Annotated in this window: 18 protein-coding genes; 6 read left to right on the top strand and 12 right to left on the bottom strand. The window is 68.8% G+C overall.

Annotation, left to right across the window (positions count from 1 at the left end; translation table 11 throughout):
- Positions 1 to 4 precede the first annotated feature (4 nt).
- Entirely contained in the window at positions 5 to 583 is a 579-nt protein-coding gene (locus BLT45_RS14675; RefSeq protein WP_093301500.1) for a mechanosensitive ion channel family protein, read from the bottom strand.
- Positions 584 to 691: 108 nt separating this feature from the next.
- Positions 692 to 1,072, bottom strand: a complete 381-nt coding sequence (locus BLT45_RS14670) for a hypothetical protein (RefSeq protein WP_093301497.1) — start codon at positions 1,070 to 1,072, stop codon at positions 692 to 694.
- Between the two features lie 263 nt (positions 1,073 to 1,335).
- Between BLT45_RS14670 and BLT45_RS14665 the strand changes: the two genes are divergently transcribed.
- Complete coding sequence (locus BLT45_RS14665; RefSeq protein ID WP_093301494.1) at positions 1,336 to 2,172, top strand: hypothetical protein; 837 nt, start codon at positions 1,336 to 1,338, stop codon at positions 2,170 to 2,172.
- Positions 2,173 to 2,233: 61 nt separating this feature from the next.
- On the opposite strand, the gene BLT45_RS14660 is transcribed toward BLT45_RS14665, so the two are convergent.
- The 3 genes from BLT45_RS14660 to BLT45_RS14650 all read right to left on the bottom strand — a co-directional run bounded on the left by BLT45_RS14660 (position 2,234) and on the right by BLT45_RS14650 (position 4,185).
- Positions 2,234 to 2,656 (bottom strand): hypothetical protein, encoded by a 423-nt coding sequence (locus BLT45_RS14660; RefSeq protein WP_093301491.1) that lies wholly within the window; start codon positions 2,654 to 2,656, stop codon positions 2,234 to 2,236.
- Positions 2,657 to 2,866: 210 nt separating this feature from the next.
- On the bottom strand, positions 2,867 to 3,499 hold the full coding sequence (locus BLT45_RS14655) for a cysteine hydrolase family protein (RefSeq protein WP_093301489.1): 633 nt from the start codon (positions 3,497 to 3,499) through the stop codon (positions 2,867 to 2,869).
- A gap of 122 nt (positions 3,500 to 3,621) precedes the next feature.
- The gene (locus tag BLT45_RS14650; protein WP_175455860.1) at positions 3,622 to 4,185 is read right to left on the bottom strand and encodes an ECF-type sigma factor; all 564 of its coding nucleotides are present in this window, start codon (positions 4,183 to 4,185) and stop codon (positions 3,622 to 3,624) included.
- A 369-nt stretch (positions 4,186 to 4,554) separates the two neighbouring features.
- Here BLT45_RS14650 and BLT45_RS14645 point away from each other — a divergent pair, with 369 nt between their 5' ends.
- Together BLT45_RS14645 and BLT45_RS14640 are read left to right on the top strand one after the other, a co-directional pair.
- Entirely contained in the window at positions 4,555 to 5,037 is a 483-nt protein-coding gene (locus BLT45_RS14645; protein WP_093301483.1) for a transposase, read from the top strand.
- A 279-nt stretch (positions 5,038 to 5,316) separates the two neighbouring features.
- Complete coding sequence (locus tag BLT45_RS14640) at positions 5,317 to 5,529, top strand: hypothetical protein (RefSeq protein WP_093301480.1); 213 nt, start codon at positions 5,317 to 5,319, stop codon at positions 5,527 to 5,529.
- A 24-nt stretch (positions 5,530 to 5,553) separates the two neighbouring features.
- Here BLT45_RS14640 and BLT45_RS14635 read toward each other — a convergent pair whose 3' ends face one another.
- On the bottom strand, positions 5,554 to 6,072 hold the full coding sequence (locus BLT45_RS14635; RefSeq protein WP_093301477.1) for an adenine phosphoribosyltransferase: 519 nt from the start codon (positions 6,070 to 6,072) through the stop codon (positions 5,554 to 5,556).
- A gap of 161 nt (positions 6,073 to 6,233) precedes the next feature.
- On the opposite strand from BLT45_RS14635, the gene BLT45_RS14630 reads away from it, so the two are divergent.
- Together BLT45_RS14630 and BLT45_RS14625 are read left to right on the top strand one after the other, a co-directional pair.
- The gene (locus BLT45_RS14630; protein ID WP_254771895.1) at positions 6,234 to 6,752 is read left to right on the top strand and encodes a DUF1993 domain-containing protein; all 519 of its coding nucleotides are present in this window, start codon (positions 6,234 to 6,236) and stop codon (positions 6,750 to 6,752) included.
- Positions 6,753 to 6,988: 236 nt separating this feature from the next.
- Positions 6,989 to 8,728 (top strand): caspase family protein, encoded by a 1,740-nt coding sequence (locus BLT45_RS14625; protein WP_093301474.1) that lies wholly within the window; start codon positions 6,989 to 6,991, stop codon positions 8,726 to 8,728.
- Between the two features lie 6 nt (positions 8,729 to 8,734).
- On the opposite strand, the gene BLT45_RS14620 is transcribed toward BLT45_RS14625, so the two are convergent.
- The 3 genes from BLT45_RS14620 to BLT45_RS14610 all read right to left on the bottom strand — a co-directional run bounded on the left by BLT45_RS14620 (position 8,735) and on the right by BLT45_RS14610 (position 11,014).
- Positions 8,735 to 10,003 (bottom strand): RNA polymerase sigma factor, encoded by a 1,269-nt coding sequence (locus BLT45_RS14620; protein WP_093302152.1) that lies wholly within the window; start codon positions 10,001 to 10,003, stop codon positions 8,735 to 8,737.
- Positions 10,004 to 10,094: 91 nt separating this feature from the next.
- A complete protein-coding gene (locus tag BLT45_RS14615) occupies positions 10,095 to 10,508 on the bottom strand; it encodes a VOC family protein (RefSeq protein WP_093301471.1) in 414 nt (137 codons plus the stop codon).
- 119 nt (positions 10,509 to 10,627) lie between these two features.
- On the bottom strand, positions 10,628 to 11,014 hold the full coding sequence (locus tag BLT45_RS14610) for an MmcQ/YjbR family DNA-binding protein (RefSeq protein ID WP_093301468.1): 387 nt from the start codon (positions 11,012 to 11,014) through the stop codon (positions 10,628 to 10,630).
- A gap of 158 nt (positions 11,015 to 11,172) precedes the next feature.
- On the opposite strand from BLT45_RS14610, the gene BLT45_RS14605 reads away from it, so the two are divergent.
- A complete protein-coding gene (locus BLT45_RS14605) occupies positions 11,173 to 11,568 on the top strand; it encodes a low affinity iron permease family protein (RefSeq protein ID WP_093301465.1) in 396 nt (131 codons plus the stop codon).
- Positions 11,569 to 11,598: 30 nt separating this feature from the next.
- On the opposite strand, the gene BLT45_RS14600 is transcribed toward BLT45_RS14605, so the two are convergent.
- From BLT45_RS14600 to BLT45_RS14590, 3 genes are all read right to left on the bottom strand, one after another.
- On the bottom strand, positions 11,599 to 12,066 hold the full coding sequence (locus tag BLT45_RS14600) for a GNAT family N-acetyltransferase (RefSeq protein ID WP_217629573.1): 468 nt from the start codon (positions 12,064 to 12,066) through the stop codon (positions 11,599 to 11,601).
- A 44-nt stretch (positions 12,067 to 12,110) separates the two neighbouring features.
- Positions 12,111 to 12,974: an SDR family oxidoreductase gene (locus BLT45_RS14595; RefSeq protein ID WP_093301460.1), complete on the bottom strand. Its 864-nt coding sequence runs from the start codon at positions 12,972 to 12,974 to the stop codon at positions 12,111 to 12,113.
- Positions 12,975 to 13,341: 367 nt separating this feature from the next.
- Positions 13,342 to 14,241 (bottom strand): TIGR01777 family oxidoreductase, encoded by a 900-nt coding sequence (locus BLT45_RS14590; protein WP_093301458.1) that lies wholly within the window; start codon positions 14,239 to 14,241, stop codon positions 13,342 to 13,344.
- Between the last annotated feature and the right edge of the window lie 38 nt (positions 14,242 to 14,279).

Below are 14,279 nucleotides of genomic sequence, written 5' to 3'. Positions count from 1 at the left end.
GCTCCTATTCCGGCGAAGACGCCGCGGGCGGCGAGCCCGAGCGCCAGCGGCGCGTGGTGCGCTGGAAGAACTGGCTGTTGGGGATCTGCAGCACGGTGTCGCCCCGCAGCGCGTCTTCTTCCAGCAGCGTGGTGTAAAGCAGGTTGATGTCGATCACCCGGCCGCGCAGGCCGGGCTTGTCGCCGTTCTCGAGCACTTCGATGTGGTCGTGCACGCGGAACGGACGCGTGGTCAGGATCAGCACGCTGCAGAAGATGTTGGACAGCACGCTCCATGCAGCGAAGAACGCCACCGCGGCCACCGCGGTGAAGCCGGTCAGGGCCGTCCACAGCACGCTGCCCGACACGCCCAGCCGGCCCAGCGCCAGCATGAAGGCCGACATGTACACCAGGACGCCCAGCAACCGCCGCGCGCTGACCGCAACCTGCGCCGGCAGGCGGTAACTCTCGCAGATGCGCCGCACGACGATGCGCAACAGGCGCAGCAGCAGCCAAGCACCCAGCAGGATGGCCATCGCCTGCGCTATCGGAATGGCGACATCCGCGCCTTCCTGCAGCCAGCCGTTGATCTGTGGCCAGGTCATCCGCGTATCCGCTTGGTCCCGAAGGAGCGGCACGCGCACGGGTGGGAATCTCGATTCATGCGAGAAGGGTGACCGCAGTGGCACGGACGGTCAACCTTCGGCGCCGCATCAGGGATCGAAAGGATGGGCCTTGCCGCATGCGTAGACATGGTTGTAGTCGCTGGACATGCATTGGTAGAACGCGCGCCGTTCACCCGTCGCGGCCGCACAGTCGTCCGTCGTCAGCACCGCCAGCAGCGCCTTCAGCTGAGGCGCTGCGGCATCATGGTCCGCTTGCGAAAGGTAGCCGCTGCGCAGATTCTTGCCCGCCACTTCCAGCATGGTTTCCACGCCCCAGCGTGCGTTCTCGACGGCCTTGTCGCAGGTGAGCGCGGGCGAGGGATCGCCCACTTTCGAAAGATGTTCGGCGATCGCGGTGACCTCGGCCTGCACGTCGGCGGGCAGGGCACGGGTAGCGGGTTCGTCCCCGTATCCCCACGCGTGGGGCATCACGAGGCATAGCGCTGCGAACGCAACGTGGCGCAGAGGACGGCGGCGCTGGAGCGACTCGGGGATCATGCGGTTTGACGTGTGTTTGCAGTGGGGTCCGCATTGTAGTGCCAGAGATCGTCCGGCGCGGGAGCGCGCCGCGCGGCTTGTGGTGCCTGCGGCACCTTGCAAGAATGCAGGGGCGCCGGAGCAGGCGCAGGCGCCGGCAGGAAGCGGCGCCCGTCATCCCGGATCGCCCGACACTTCCACTATGTGAGGACCACATGACCTACAAGCTACTTGCCGCCATCGCGCTCGCGTTGTCGAGCGTGGCGCCCGCCGCCATCGCGGGTGAATGCGAGGACAACTTCAGCAAGTCCGGCAGCATCTTTTCCGGCACCGATTTCTCCAGCCGCGTCACCGTTGCCGATCTGTCCGTCAAGGATGCGATGGGCCAGGTCCGGGGGATCATGATCGGCGAGAAGATGGACGTGATCACCGAGGACGCGGAGACCGGCACGATGCTGGTCGAGCAGCGCTCCACCGGCACCACGCGTGCGATTCCGACCTTGATCGCCGTCACGGGCGAGGGCGGCGCCGCGACCGTGCAGATGACGGTGAAGACCGAGAAGGGCCAGATGGCCAAGCAGGACGCGATGCGGCCTTACATGTGCCAGCTGTTGGCGAAGGTCAAGGGCGGCAAGGAAGGGCGCGCCGCCGCGGCACAGGGTGCGAAGACCCAGAACAACGCGGACGTGACGGTGAAGGACGTGTACGCGTTCTCGCGCGAGATCGCCCGCGAGGCCAAGGGCAATGCGGTCGCCGTGACGGCGCGCCACAAGGGTCGCCACTACGCGCTGCGCGGCCGGGTGGACTATGTGCAGGAGGACGGCGAGGACTACAACGTCTCGTTCGAGATCCCGCAGCCCGGTTCGGGCCTGCTGCAGGTGCCGGGCGACAACGAGCCGCGCGTGGGCGTGGCCTGCCTGTTCAAGCCCAACCAGCTGGCCAACGTGCTGACCTTCCGCAAGGGCGACAAGGTGACGTTCAAGGGGCAGTTCCTGCGTTACGACGACTTCAAGCGCGTGCTCTGGCTGCAGAACTGCACGCAGACCCGCTGACGGCCGCGGTCGCAGAACAAGAAAGGCGCCCTTCGGGGCGCCTTTTTCTTGAAGCCGGGCATCAGTTGGCCTGACGGCGGTAGACGCCCACGTTGGTGTAGCGGCGGCCGTCGCTGAGGTGCCCGTGCATGCGGATGACGAGCGTGTCCTGGTCGACGAGCTCGCGTTCTGACCATTGCACTTCCTGGCCATCGTGCCAGGTCGTCGAATGGAGCTGGGTGGGCGACACGGATTCGAAGCTGAGCGCATCTGCATACGGCACGCTGTCGTACGGATAGCGTGCGCCGTCCGCGCGGCCGTCGAAGGCGGCACGGTAACGCTTGCCGCTGGCACTGAGCCACTCCGACGCGATGCTCAGCTTGCCGTCTCTCGCGCACGACAGCCGGTAGCGCGCGCTGCGCGGCGGGCGCCCGAGCTGGTAGTCGCACTGCTCGGGAAGCAGGTGCCAGGTGCCGGCGAACGCGGCGGCAGCATGGGTCGTCATCAGCGCTCCTTGCGCGGGTGGCAATCGAGGGCATCCCCGGGGCCACCATGCTAGCGAGGACCCCCGGGGCGCCGGCTGCCAACGTCGTCGCAATTCCAGGCACCGACCGGCGGCGAATCCGGACCGCCGGGGGCGCCGACGCCTCAAGTGTGACGAGGAGTGCGACGTACTTCCCAGTGCGGCGTGGCGCAGGGTCGCCAGGCCATGCAGTCAGCGCGCACGCGACGTCAGCGCATCGATCAGGCCTTCGGTGGTGAGGATCGCGTGCGCATACGTGGGAGCGTTGATTTCGTGCGCCGCATGCATGGCCGCGGCACTCGCCGCGGCGGTGGCATCGCGCACCAGGGTGACGTGGTAGCCCAGTTCGGAGGCGAACCGGCCGGTGGTCTCGATGCACGTGTTCGCGATCAGGCCGATGAGGATCACGTGGGTGATGTGGTGCTGCTTCAACAGGTAATCGAGGTCGGTGTTGGCGAAGCCGCTGCTGCCCCAATGCTCCTTGACCACGATGTCGCCGGGCTGCGGCACGAAGTCCGGGTGCCACTCGGCGCCCCAGCTGTCCTTGGCGAACGGCTGCACGCGCGCGGCGCCGAGCTGGTAGGGGGTAGGGTGGTCCCAGCCCTTGAAATCGTCGGGTTCGAAGCGGTGATGCGGTACGACGAACACGGGCAGTCCCGCCTGGCGTACGCAGGCCAGCACGGCGCGCAGGTGCGCATGCAGATCGACGCTGCGGGCCACATCGGCGACCAGCGGCCAGAGCTTGCCGCCCTCCGCAAGGAAATCGTTGTAAGGATCGACGAACAGGAGGGCGGTGCGCCCGGCGGGATATCCCTGCGTGGACATGTCGGCGTCCTTCTGGCGGCGCGGATGATCCTCCGCGCCGGGAGGATCGCGCCCTGCGCACCTCCCGCATTGCACGGGCGTGCGGACACGGGGACGTGCGAACGCCGTAGGTCGTCAGGCGATCAGGGGGGCAGGTCCGCTCCGGCGTCGCCCAGATGGCTGAACAGGAAGGCGCGTGCCTTGCGCCAGTCGCGTCGCACGGTGCGCTCGTTCACCTTCAGCACACGGGCGATCTCCTGTTCGCTGAGGCCGCCGAAGTAGCGCATCTCCACCACCTGGGCCAGCCGCGGGTCCAGCTTGACCAGATCGTTCAGCGCCTCGTCCAGGATCAGAAGCTCTTCCAGGCGGGACCCCTGGACAGGCTCCGTGGTTTCGTCCAGATGCAGCAGGTCCATGCCCTCGCCACGCTTCTCGGCCAGCGCGCGTCGCACTTCGTCCAACAGCACGAAGCGCATCGCCCGGGCGATCAACGCCACGAGATGGGCACGGTTCTCGACGCTGAAATCCGCACTGGCGAGCTTCAACCAGGTCTCGCTGATCAGCGAGGTGGGCGAACGCATGTGGCCGCGTCGTTGCTGGCGGATCTGCGAGCGGGCGATCTGGTGCAGGTCGCGGTAGAGCAGCGAATAGATCCTGTTCCACGCGCCGGCCTGGCCGCTTTCCACGGCGCCCAACAGCTGCGTCACCGACTGCTCGTCGACTACCGGCTCGGGCCCGTCGGAGCGGGATTGCGGCGGGCGAGGGACGCCTCCCGGAGGGACGTCGGGGTTTCGCTGCCCTGTCATGTCCGGACTGCGCCTGTGATCACGATCTCGCTCCATATATGACCCGTCGGATACCGGTCATGCAAGCCGTAACCACCGCTTCGCAGGCGGGGCCTGCAGGAAGGGGGCGGCGAGGGAGCGCGATGGGGAAATGCGGACATCGAGGGGTCAGGGCGGAATGTCGACAAGAGGGTGCCATGCGTAGTCTGAAGAAAGTCTGTGGTGTGAGTTTTTCCGATGTCCTGTCGATGACGTCGCCGAAGCGGGGAATGGCGTTGCAGGGGAATCGGCATGCGGTATGACGCACCGATGATGCTTTCGCGCGACGAGCGCGATACCCATGCCACCGGCCAGGCGCCCGCCGCGACCGTCGACATCGCGCCTGTGCTGCCGCAAGGGCTGGGGCCGCGTGCCATCAGTCAGTGGTCGATCATGCAGCGTCTGACAGCGCAGGAATGGCAGACGCTGATGAACGCGCTTCCGGGTCGCGTCGGCGCGCGCGCGCGACATGGGGGCAACACGCGGCGATTCATCGAAGCGGTGTTGTGGGTGGCGCAGACCGGTGCGTACTGGTCTGACCTGCCGCGCGAATACGGTTCCTGGCACGGCATCTATGTCCGCTTCATCCGCTGGGCGCAGGACGGCAACTGGAGCGAAGTGCTGAATCGGCTGGATCCGCAGGACCCGCGGGCCCAGGACCTGCTGGCGCTCGTCCAGCGCTACCTGCAACGCAACAACACCAAGCATCTGAGTCGGGTGATGCGGGCTTCCTGAAGGCCGGCGAGACACACGGGACGCCGACCCTCGGGCCGGCTTTCCTCCTTCTACCTGCCGGCGATATCCCCCGTCCGGCAGCTAGCGGACCGGCCCGTCCCCACGGTGCCGGTCCATCGCCTGCCATGCCCGACACATGGCAGGCATCGCGCCTCGGCGCATGAGGGGGAGGTGCAATGCCTCCCCCTCGTTCTCTGGGGGAATCCTCACACGGTGCTGCGCCCCGCTTAACATCGGGGGGCCTAGGCTGGCGCTCCCGAAACGAGAGGAGCGAAGTCGATGAGTACGCATCTCTTCACCGCGCAGGACGCCTCCGGGCATCGGTGCCGGATCCAGCTCATCCGCAACGAGGATGCCTCCCAGGCATCGCATACGGCGACCGACGTCCGTCCTTTCTACATGCTGGAAGACGGCAGCCACGTGCGTCGCGTCGACAACGACACCTTCCAGGTGATCAGTACAGGCGCCTACGTCACCCGCGTGTCCGACTGATCGTCCGCGCCTCGGCGCCAGCCTTCAGTAAACCGCCGACGCGAGCAGGGGCGCCGCGTGCGTCCAGCCGGTGCGCGCCTGCAGGAACGCCAGTTCGATCAACACCGCGGTTCCGACCACCTGCGCACCCTGTTGCTCGACCAGTTGCACCGCGGCCTTGAGCGTGCCGCCCGTCGCCAGCACGTCGTCCACGACGATCACCCGTGCGCCCTCGGACAGCGCGTCCGCGTGGATCTCCAGCCGGTCGCGTCCGTACTCCAGGCCGTAGTCCAGCGCCAGCGTGCGTCCGGGCAACTTGCCGGGCTTGCGGACGGGGACGAAGCCCACGCCCAGCTCCCGCGCCAGCGCGGCGCCGAGGATGAAGCCGCGCGCTTCGACGCCGACGACGGCATCGATCGCCACCCCACGCCACGGTTCGGCCATCGACGCGATCGCCTCCGCGAACGCATCGCCGTCGGCCAGCACCGGCATGATGTCCTTGAACAGGATGCCCGGCTTGGGGAAATCGGGGATGTCGCGGAGCTGGTCGGTCCAGGCGGGCATGGCATTGATTCAAATGGGGGGCGCTGATGCTAGCGCAGTCGCCGGATGCGCGCCGGCCCACGACGTTCCGGTCGCCTGGGATGCACTCTCCCGCACGGGGCGGCTAATCAGCGCCGTGGCGGCCGACTATGCTCATGCCACACACATTCAAGGCGTTCCCCATGAGCACAGCCCTGTCGATGCACCAGGCCTCGGTCCCCGTCCTTCTCCGTGCGCTGAAGAACCTGCGCCACGTGCTGGAGAAAGGCGAAGCGCACGCACGCGAGAAAGGCTACGAGCCGACCATCCTGCTGCAGTCGCGCCTGGCGCCGGACATGCTGCCGCTGGTGCGCCAGGTGCAGATCGCGACCGACACCGCGAAGTTCGCCGTAGCGCGCCTTTCGGCCACCGAATCGCCGCGCTTCGAGGACGCCGAAACCACGTTCGACGAGTTGTACGCGCGCCTGGAGGCGGTCGCCGAGTATCTGCGCACGTTCGACGATGCCGCACTCGCCGGCAGCGAAGACCGCCGCATCACCCTGACCACGCGCACGCGGGGCGAACTCGTGTTCGACGGGCGCGGCTACCTCTTCGGGTTCGTATTGCCGAACGTGTTCTTCCACCTCACCACGGCCTACGCGATCCTGCGCCACAACGGCGTGCCGCTGGGGAAGCTGGACTACCTCGGTCCCGATGCCTGAAGGTCCGCCGGGGCGGCGTGTCCGCTCCGGCCGTCCCCCGGCGTTGGACAGGGTGAGCCGCGCGATCCCTGCCGTGCGGCGGCTTCCCTGAGGAGCCGGTTGCCCGGCGGCGACGGAGTGCTGCGCGTGTCACGACATGCGACAGGTGGCTCCGATACTGTCGGCCGGGCATCCACGCCATGCGACGCCGTGTCGCGTGCGCGGACGCCGGGACCACATCAGCGAGGGAAGCAGCGATGGCGACGGCACTACGGATCCTCTGCGTGCATGGCGTGGGCCAGCACCCGCCGGGCGGGGCCTGGCAACAGACCTGGGAAGATGCGATCCACGATGCGTGCCGGCAGGTCGATGCCGAACGCGCGCTGGACATCCAGTACTGCCACTACGACGACATCTTCGCCCAGCACACGGTCAGCCTGGGCGACACCCTGGAAGCCCTGGCGCGCCTGCTGGCCAACGGCATCACCGCGCCCTTCCGGCGCGCGCGCGGCGACGACTCGCGCCTGCGCCACACCGCCGGCATGGTGGTGAAGTGGGTCGAGAGCGCCACCTTCCGCAAGCAGACGCGCGACCGCCTGGCCCAGCGCATCGAGGCGACGAAGCCGCATGTCGTGCTCGGCCACAGCCTCGGCTCGCTGGTCTGCTACGACACCTTCACCCATCCGGACACGCGCGCCACCGCCAGTGGCCGCTACTTCGCCTCGCTGGGGTCGCAGATCGGCAATCCGTTCGTGCGTGGCGAATACCAGGCCGGCCGCCTCAGCGCCCTCGAGAAGGCGCGCTTCTGGTACCACCTCTACAACCGCTTCGACTCCGTGTTCACCGCGCGCGTCTCCATCGCGGCCGACAACTTCCGCCAGGTCGACACCCACTTCGACATTCCCGGCAACGCGGACCACGCCGCGGAGGAATACCTGCGCCACCCGCAGGCGGTCAGCACCTTCTGGTTCGACGTGCTCAACGACGAGACCACGCGCATCACCCGCGCGTTGCGCGAACAGAAGCCGGTCGCCGCGCGCGTGGCCACGCCGCGCAAGCGCGCGCTGCTGGTCGGCATCAATGAGTATCCCGATCCGGACCAGCGCCTGGCCGGATGCGTCAACGATGTGTTCCTGATGAGCGCCATGCTGCAGGAACAGGGCTTCGATGCCGGCGACATCCGCGTGGTGCTGGACGACCGCGCCACCGCCGACGGCATCCGCGAGCGCGTGGACTGGCTGCTGGACGGCGTGCGCCCGGGCGACCAGCGCATCCTCTACTACAGCGGCCATGGCGCGCAGCTGGCCACGTACGGATTGGGCGATCGCGTCGACCGCATGGACGAAACGCTGGTCCCCTACGACTTCGACTGGACCGAGGACACCGCGCTCACCGACGACTGGCTGTTCGAGCGCTACGTGCAGCTGCCGTACGACGTGGACTTCAGCATCATCCTCGACTGCTGCCACTCCGGCGGCATGTCCAAGGGCGGGCCGGCGCGCATGCGCGGCCTCAATCCGCCCGACGACATCCGCCACCGGGCGATGAAATGGAACGCCGCGCGCGAGATGTGGGTGCCGCGCGAGCTCGAAGTCGCCGAACGCAAGCAGCTCGCGGTCGACCAGAGCACGATGCCGCTGGGCGACATGAGCGGGCGGCTGGGCTACGCGCTGCCGGTGCGCACGCTGCGACTCGGGCAGGCGCGCCAGCTGCGCAAGCGCCTGGGCCACAAGGGGCCGTACATGCCGCTGCTGGTGTACGCCTGCCAGGAAGGCGAGTTCGCCTACGAGTACGAACACGGCGCCATCCAGCACGGCGCGTTCACCTACGCGCTGGTGAAGAACTGGCGGAAGATGCTGCGCGGCGGCGCCGGCGATCGTCGCCGCCTGAAGGTCAGCGACCTGGTGAAGTACACCTCGCAGGAGCTGCGCGAACTGGAGTACGACCAGACTGCGGCGCTAGCCGGGCCGGAGATCCGCCTATCGCGCTGGATGTAACCCGCCTCAGCCGGCGGCCACGCACTCACGCGCGCGCGCCAGCAGCAGCGCCTGCTCGCGCGCGTTGCGGGTCATCGCCGCGGCGCGCTCGAACTCGGCGCGCGCTTCGTCGTGCCGCGCCAGCTTGAACAACAGGTCGCCGCGCACGCTGGGCAGCAGGTGGTAGTGCTTCATCGCCGGATCGTCCTGCAGCCTGTCCACCAGCGGCAACGCGCTTGCCGGCCCGGTGGCCATCGACACCGCGACCGCACGGTTCAATTCGACTACCGGCGACGGATTCACCTGCGCCAGCGCGGCGTAAAGCGTGGCGATGCGGGTCCAGTCGGTCGCGTCCGCGGTCACCGCGCGCGCATGGCAGGCGGCGATCGCGGCCTGCAGTGCGTACGGCCCGAACGCGCCGCCCAACTGTTCCGCCCGCGCCAGGGCGTCCAGGCCGCGGCGGATCAATAGCTGATCCCAGCGGCTGCGGTCCTGGTCCAGCAGCAGCACGGCTTCGCCGTCCTTGCCCACGCGGGCATGCAGGCGCGAGGCCTGGATCTCCATCAGCGCCACCAGGCCGTGCACCTCCGGCTCGGCCGGCGTCAGCGCCGCCAGCATGCGGCCCAGCCGCAGCGCTTCCTCGCACAGCGCCGGGCGCGCCCAGTCGTCGCCGCTGGTGGCCGAATAGCCTTCGTTGAAAACCAGGTAGACCACGCCCAGCACACTCGCCAGGCGTTCCTGCAACGCCTCGCCGCGCGGCACCTCGAAGGCCACCTCCGTCTCGGCCAGGGTGCGCTTGGCGCGCACGATGCGCTGCGCCACGGTCGGTTCCGCGGCGAGGAACGCCCGTGCGATCTCGTCCGTGGTCAGGCCGCACAACAGGCGCAGCGTGAGCGCCACGCGCGCTTCCATCGACAGCACCGGATGGCAGGCGACGAAGACCAGCCTTAGCAGGTCGTCGTCGATGTCGTGGTCCAGCGCGTCCTCGTCGCGCTCGCGGCGTTCGTCCTGGATCTCTTCCAGTTCGCGCGCGAGTTCCTCGTGCTTGCGGTCCAGCAGCTGCAGGCGTCGCAGGCGGTCGATCGCGCGGCGCTTGGCGGTGGTCATCAGCCACGCCCCCGGGTTGTCCGGCACGCCGTCACGGGGCCAGGTCTCCAGTGCGGCGACCAGCGCGTCCTGCGCCAGTTCTTCGGCCAGGTCCAGGTCGCGCACCATGCGGGCGAGGCCGCCGATCACGCGCGCGGATTCGATGCGCCAGACGGCATCGATCGCGCGATGGGTGGGGGAGGTCGACATGGCGCGCATCAGACCACGGCGCCGCGGCCGGTGAAAGCCGCAGCGCAGCGAACGGGGGCGTCAGCGTGTCCATCACGCGCCCCCGCCGCCATCACGCATCCTTTTCGCAGTTGATCATCCACGGCACGCCGAACTTGTCGACCAGCATGCCGAAGCGCACCGCCCAGAACGTCTGCGTCAGCGGCATGGTCACCTGGCCGCCGTCGGACAGCGCGCCGAAGATGCGTTCGGCGTCCTTGATGCTGTCCACCGACAGCGAGACCGAGCAGCCCTTCACGCCCTCGTACGGATGCGCCGGATGGTTGTCCGACCCCATCAGCACGGTCTGCCCGAAGATCACGTGCGTGTGCATGATCTTCTGCTTGTGCTCGGCCGGGAAATCCTCGCAGCCCTCGGTGCCGTCGAAGCGCATCATCGGCCCCAGTTCGCCGCCGGTCGCTTGCGCATAGAAGGTGAAGGCGGCTTCGCAGTCGCCGTTGAGGATCAGGTAGGGATTGACGTTCATGGTGGGCTCCTTGGGTGGTCGGGTGCAGGGCCGGCACGCCCTGTTCGTGTTCTCCGACGAACCGGCAGGGCCGGAATCGACAACGTCGGAGATGAAGATGCATTCGACCCGCGCGTCCGTCAGCGGACGGCGTCGCCGGGATCGGCGGCGGCAGCGGCGATGGCCTCGCGCTGGCGCCGGGTCAGCTTGGCCAAGGCGTGGCGGTAGGACCACGCCACCAGGTCCTTCAGGTAGGCGCCGGGTACCGAGGACACCTCCACCACGGTCACCCAGCGGTGCTTCCCCAACCAGCGCGCCGGCTTGATGCCCGGCTGGTCGGTCAGCTCCAAGAAGCGCTCAGGCGCGACTTTGAAACTGAAGCGCCACCGCTCCGGTTCGCTGGTCTTGAAGTAGGCGAACCGCTTGCCGCCCACCTCGTACACCAGGATGTTCGACGGCTCCCCGTACAGCGCTTCCACGCTGCCCGGCAGGGCACGGCAATGGCGTTTGAGGGCGGCGACGTCCATGCAGACGATGCTAGCGCCGCGAAGGCGCGCGTGGCGTGCAGGCGGGGCGGGTCGAGGGCGGAGGTTGTCCTCAGCCGAACACCGCCGGCTTGGCGCTGTCTTCATCCATCACCGCTACAGTGCTCGCAGCACGATCAACCCCGATTCGGGAGCCTACGATGAGCACGCCCTCCGCCTTCACCCGCCTCGCCAAGAAAGCCTCCACCTTCACCGGGCGTCCGGCCTGCTTCGCGTTGGCGCTCGGTACCGTCGTGGTCTGGGCCGTCACCGGGCCGGTGTTCAAGTTCAGCGATACCTGGCAGCTGGTGATCAACACCGGCACGACCATCATCACCTTCCTGATGGTCTTCCTGATCCAGAACACCCAGAACCGCGACACCGAGGCGATGCAGATCAAGCTGGACGAACTGATCCGCGTCTCGCGCAGCGCCAACAACGCGCTGCTGGACCTGGAGGAACTGGAAGAGAAGGAGCTCGACGACATGCGCGCGCACTACGAAGAGATGGCGCGCAAGGCACGCGACGCGCAGCAGGCGAAGGGCAAGCGCGCGTAGCGGAAGATGCCGCCGGCACGGCACCCGCGCTCAGAGCCGCTTCTCCATCTGGTAGTTGTGGATGCCGACGCCGTCCAGCACCAGGTCGTTGCGGCCGAGCAGGGTGAAGCCGCGACGTTCGAACAAGGGGCGGGCGAGTTCGCTGGCTTCGACGAACAGGCGGCGCATGCCCTGGTTGCGTGCGTGCGTCTCCAGTGCGGCGTACAGGCGCGCGCCCACGTGCAGGCCTTCGGCGTCGGGGGCGACGTACAGCATGTCCAGATGCCCGTCGGCTTCCAGTTCGGCGAAGCCGAGCACGGTGCCGGCGGCGTCCTGCGCCACCACCACCCAGCGCCCGTCGCTGCAGCGGGCGGCGGTACGTGCGATATCGGCGGTCGCCGCCCAGACCTCGACCTGCGCGGGCGTATAGGCGCGCGGTCCGTAGTGCCGCACGGAGCGGGCGTACAGATCGGCCAGCGCGGCGGCGTCGGCGGGGCGGTAGCGGCGGAGCGTGGGCATGGGGCCGGACGGCACGGAACAGGCCGGCAGCATACCGCCCGCCCTCACGCGGACATGTAGCCGCCGCCGTTGACGTGGATCAGCTGGCCGGTGATGTAGCGGGCGTCGTCGCTGGCGAGGAACACGTACGCCGGCGCGACCTCCGACGGCTGCCCGGGGCGCTTCATCAGGGTGTCCGAACCGAATTCGGCCACCTGCTTGCGGGTGAACGACGCCGGGATCAGCGGCGTCCAGATCGGGCCGGGCGCGACGGCGTTGACGCGGATGCCGCGCTCGGCCAGCGCCCGGGCGAGCGAGAACGTCATCGCATGGATACCGCCCTTGGTGGCGGCGTAATCCAGCAACGTGGCATGGCCGCGCGCGCCGGTGATCGAGCCGGTGTTGACGATGCAGCCGCTGTGGTCGGGCAGGTGCTCCAGCGCGGCGTCCACCAGGTGGAAGAACGAAAACAGGTTGGTCTCGAAGGTGTGGCGCAGGCGCGCCGGGGTGAGGGCCTCCGGTGCGTCGACGGGGTACTGCTGGGCGTGGTTGTTGACCAGCACGTCCAGGCCGCCGAACTGCTTCACCGTGCGCGCGACCACGCGCCGGCAACGCGCCGGCGTGGTCAGGTCGCCGCGCAGCAGCAGGGCGCGCTGGCCGGCCGCTTCCACCAGCCGCTGCGTTTCGCGGGCGTCGCCGTCCTCCTCGAGGTAGGCGATGGCGACGTCGGCGCCCTCATGGGCGAAGTGCACCGCCACCGCGCGCCCGATGCCGCTGTCGCCGCCGGTCACCAGCGCGACCTTGCCGGCGAGCCGGCCACTGCCGTGGTAGCCGGCGCGGATGGTTTCGGGCTCGGGCTGCATCCGCGGTTGCCGGCCGGGCTGGCGGCGTTGGGTCTGGGGACGGTTGACGCGCTTCTTCGTGGCCATGACGCACTCCCGGAGGGCAGGCCCCGACCGTAGGCAGGCGGGCGTTACGCGCCCGTCGCCAGCCGATGAAGGCCGCGGTGCGCAGCGTCGCCGGCCAGGAGTGACGTTCACGTCGCGATGACGTGGGGCCCGCACGCACCCCGCCGCGCGCCACGCAAGGACCGCTCTCTTCTCTCACTAAGCCTCGCTCTTCTCTCACTAAGCCTCGTTCTTCTCTCACTAAGGCTGGCGCGCGAGGCAAAAAGCCTGGCTCTTCTCTCACTAAGCCTCGTTCTTCTCTCACTAAGGCTGGTGCGCAAGGCAAAAAGCCTCGCTCTTCTCTCACTAAGCCTGGCGCGAGCGGCAAGAGCCTCACGTAGTACCGCGATCACCTGGCGCGATCACCCAGCAGGTCGTCCAGGGCCGTGTCCAGGGTGGGGAAGCGGAAGGTGAATCCTTCCGCCAGCGCGTGCGCCGGCAACACGCGCTGGCCGGTCAGCAGCAGCTGGGCCATGTCGCCGAAGGCGGCCTTCAGGACGAAGGCCGGGGTGGGCAGCACGGCAGGGCGGTGCAGGGCGCGGCCCAGGGACTGGGCGAAGTCGCGGTTGGTGACGGGCGTGGGCGCGGTGCCGTTGTAGGCGCCACCGGCCTGGTCGCGTTCCAGCAGCCACTGGATCATCCCGATCAGGTCGTCGCGGTGGATCCAGCTCATCCACTGCCGGCCGTCGCCCATCGGGCCGCCCGCGCCCAGCCGGAACGGCGGCAGCATCTTCGCCAGCGCGCCGCCATCGGCGCCGAGCACGATGCCCGTGCGCACGCGGCAGGTGCGCACGTCCAGGCCTTCGGCCTGCATCGCTTCGGTTTCCCAGTCGCGGCACAGGTGGGCGGCGAAGTCGTCGCCGGGGGCGGCCGATTCGTCCAGCGCCTCGTCGCCGCGGGGCCCGTAGTAGCCGATGGCCGATCCGGAGACCAGCACGCGCGGGCGCACCGACTGCCGGGCCATCCAGCCGATCAGCGCCTGCGTGGTGCCCAGCCGCGACGCCCGGAAGGCGGCCTTGCGCGTGGCGTTCCAGCGCGCGGCCATCAACGGCTCGCCGGCCAGGTTGACCACGGCTTCCACGTCGCGCGCCTCGTCCAGTGCGGCCAGCACGCGCACGGCCGCGGGCAGCTGCGTCCGCGCGCGCGCGGCATCGCGCGTCAGCACGCTGAGGGTGTGGCCGGCCTGCAGCAGCGAGGCGCAGAGCGCTTGGCCGATGAAGCCGGTACCGCCGGTGATCAGGACATGCATGCAGGCGCTCGCCGGGAACCGGAGCAGCTTACGCACCG

This window comes from Pseudoxanthomonas sp. CF385 (assembly GCF_900104255.1).
Lineage (GTDB): Bacteria > Pseudomonadota > Gammaproteobacteria > Xanthomonadales > Xanthomonadaceae > Pseudoxanthomonas_A.
Note: the sequence above shows the minus strand (reverse complement) of the source record. Positions and strands in the feature narration are given on the sequence as shown.

What these genes read in the sequence shown, in the direction of transcription:
- BLT45_RS14615 (WP_093301471.1), bottom strand. Translation starts at nt 10,508, where the DNA reads ATGAACGTCAATCCCTACCTGATCCTCAACGGCGACTGCGAAGCCGCC.
- BLT45_RS14590 (WP_093301458.1), bottom strand. Translation starts at nt 14,241, where the DNA reads ATGCATGTCCTGATCACCGGCGGTACCGGCTTCATCGGCCAAGCGCTC.
- BLT45_RS14620 (WP_093302152.1), bottom strand. Translation starts at nt 10,003, where the DNA reads ATGTCGACCTCCCCCACCCATCGCGCGATCGATGCCGTCTGGCGCATC.
- BLT45_RS14670 (WP_093301497.1), bottom strand. Translation starts at nt 1,072, where the DNA reads ATGCCCCACGCGTGGGGATACGGGGACGAACCCGCTACCCGTGCCCTG.
- BLT45_RS14625 (WP_093301474.1), top strand. Translation starts at nt 6,989, where the DNA reads ATGGCGACGGCACTACGGATCCTCTGCGTGCATGGCGTGGGCCAGCAC.
- BLT45_RS14675 (WP_093301500.1), bottom strand. Translation starts at nt 583, where the DNA reads ATGACCTGGCCACAGATCAACGGCTGGCTGCAGGAAGGCGCGGATGTC.
- BLT45_RS14610 (WP_093301468.1), bottom strand. Translation starts at nt 11,014, where the DNA reads ATGGACGTCGCCGCCCTCAAACGCCATTGCCGTGCCCTGCCGGGCAGC.
- BLT45_RS14630 (WP_254771895.1), top strand. Translation starts at nt 6,234, where the DNA reads ATGAGCACAGCCCTGTCGATGCACCAGGCCTCGGTCCCCGTCCTTCTC.
- BLT45_RS14655 (WP_093301489.1), bottom strand. Translation starts at nt 3,499, where the DNA reads ATGTCCACGCAGGGATATCCCGCCGGGCGCACCGCCCTCCTGTTCGTC.
- BLT45_RS14640 (WP_093301480.1), top strand. Translation starts at nt 5,317, where the DNA reads ATGAGTACGCATCTCTTCACCGCGCAGGACGCCTCCGGGCATCGGTGC.
- BLT45_RS14635 (WP_093301477.1), bottom strand. Translation starts at nt 6,072, where the DNA reads ATGCCCGCCTGGACCGACCAGCTCCGCGACATCCCCGATTTCCCCAAG.
- BLT45_RS14645 (WP_093301483.1), top strand. Translation starts at nt 4,555, where the DNA reads ATGCGGTATGACGCACCGATGATGCTTTCGCGCGACGAGCGCGATACC.
- BLT45_RS14665 (WP_093301494.1), top strand. Translation starts at nt 1,336, where the DNA reads ATGACCTACAAGCTACTTGCCGCCATCGCGCTCGCGTTGTCGAGCGTG.
- BLT45_RS14605 (WP_093301465.1), top strand. Translation starts at nt 11,173, where the DNA reads ATGAGCACGCCCTCCGCCTTCACCCGCCTCGCCAAGAAAGCCTCCACC.
- BLT45_RS14660 (WP_093301491.1), bottom strand. Translation starts at nt 2,656, where the DNA reads ATGACGACCCATGCTGCCGCCGCGTTCGCCGGCACCTGGCACCTGCTT.
- BLT45_RS14600 (WP_217629573.1), bottom strand. Translation starts at nt 12,066, where the DNA reads ATGCCCACGCTCCGCCGCTACCGCCCCGCCGACGCCGCCGCGCTGGCC.
- BLT45_RS14595 (WP_093301460.1), bottom strand. Translation starts at nt 12,974, where the DNA reads ATGGCCACGAAGAAGCGCGTCAACCGTCCCCAGACCCAACGCCGCCAG.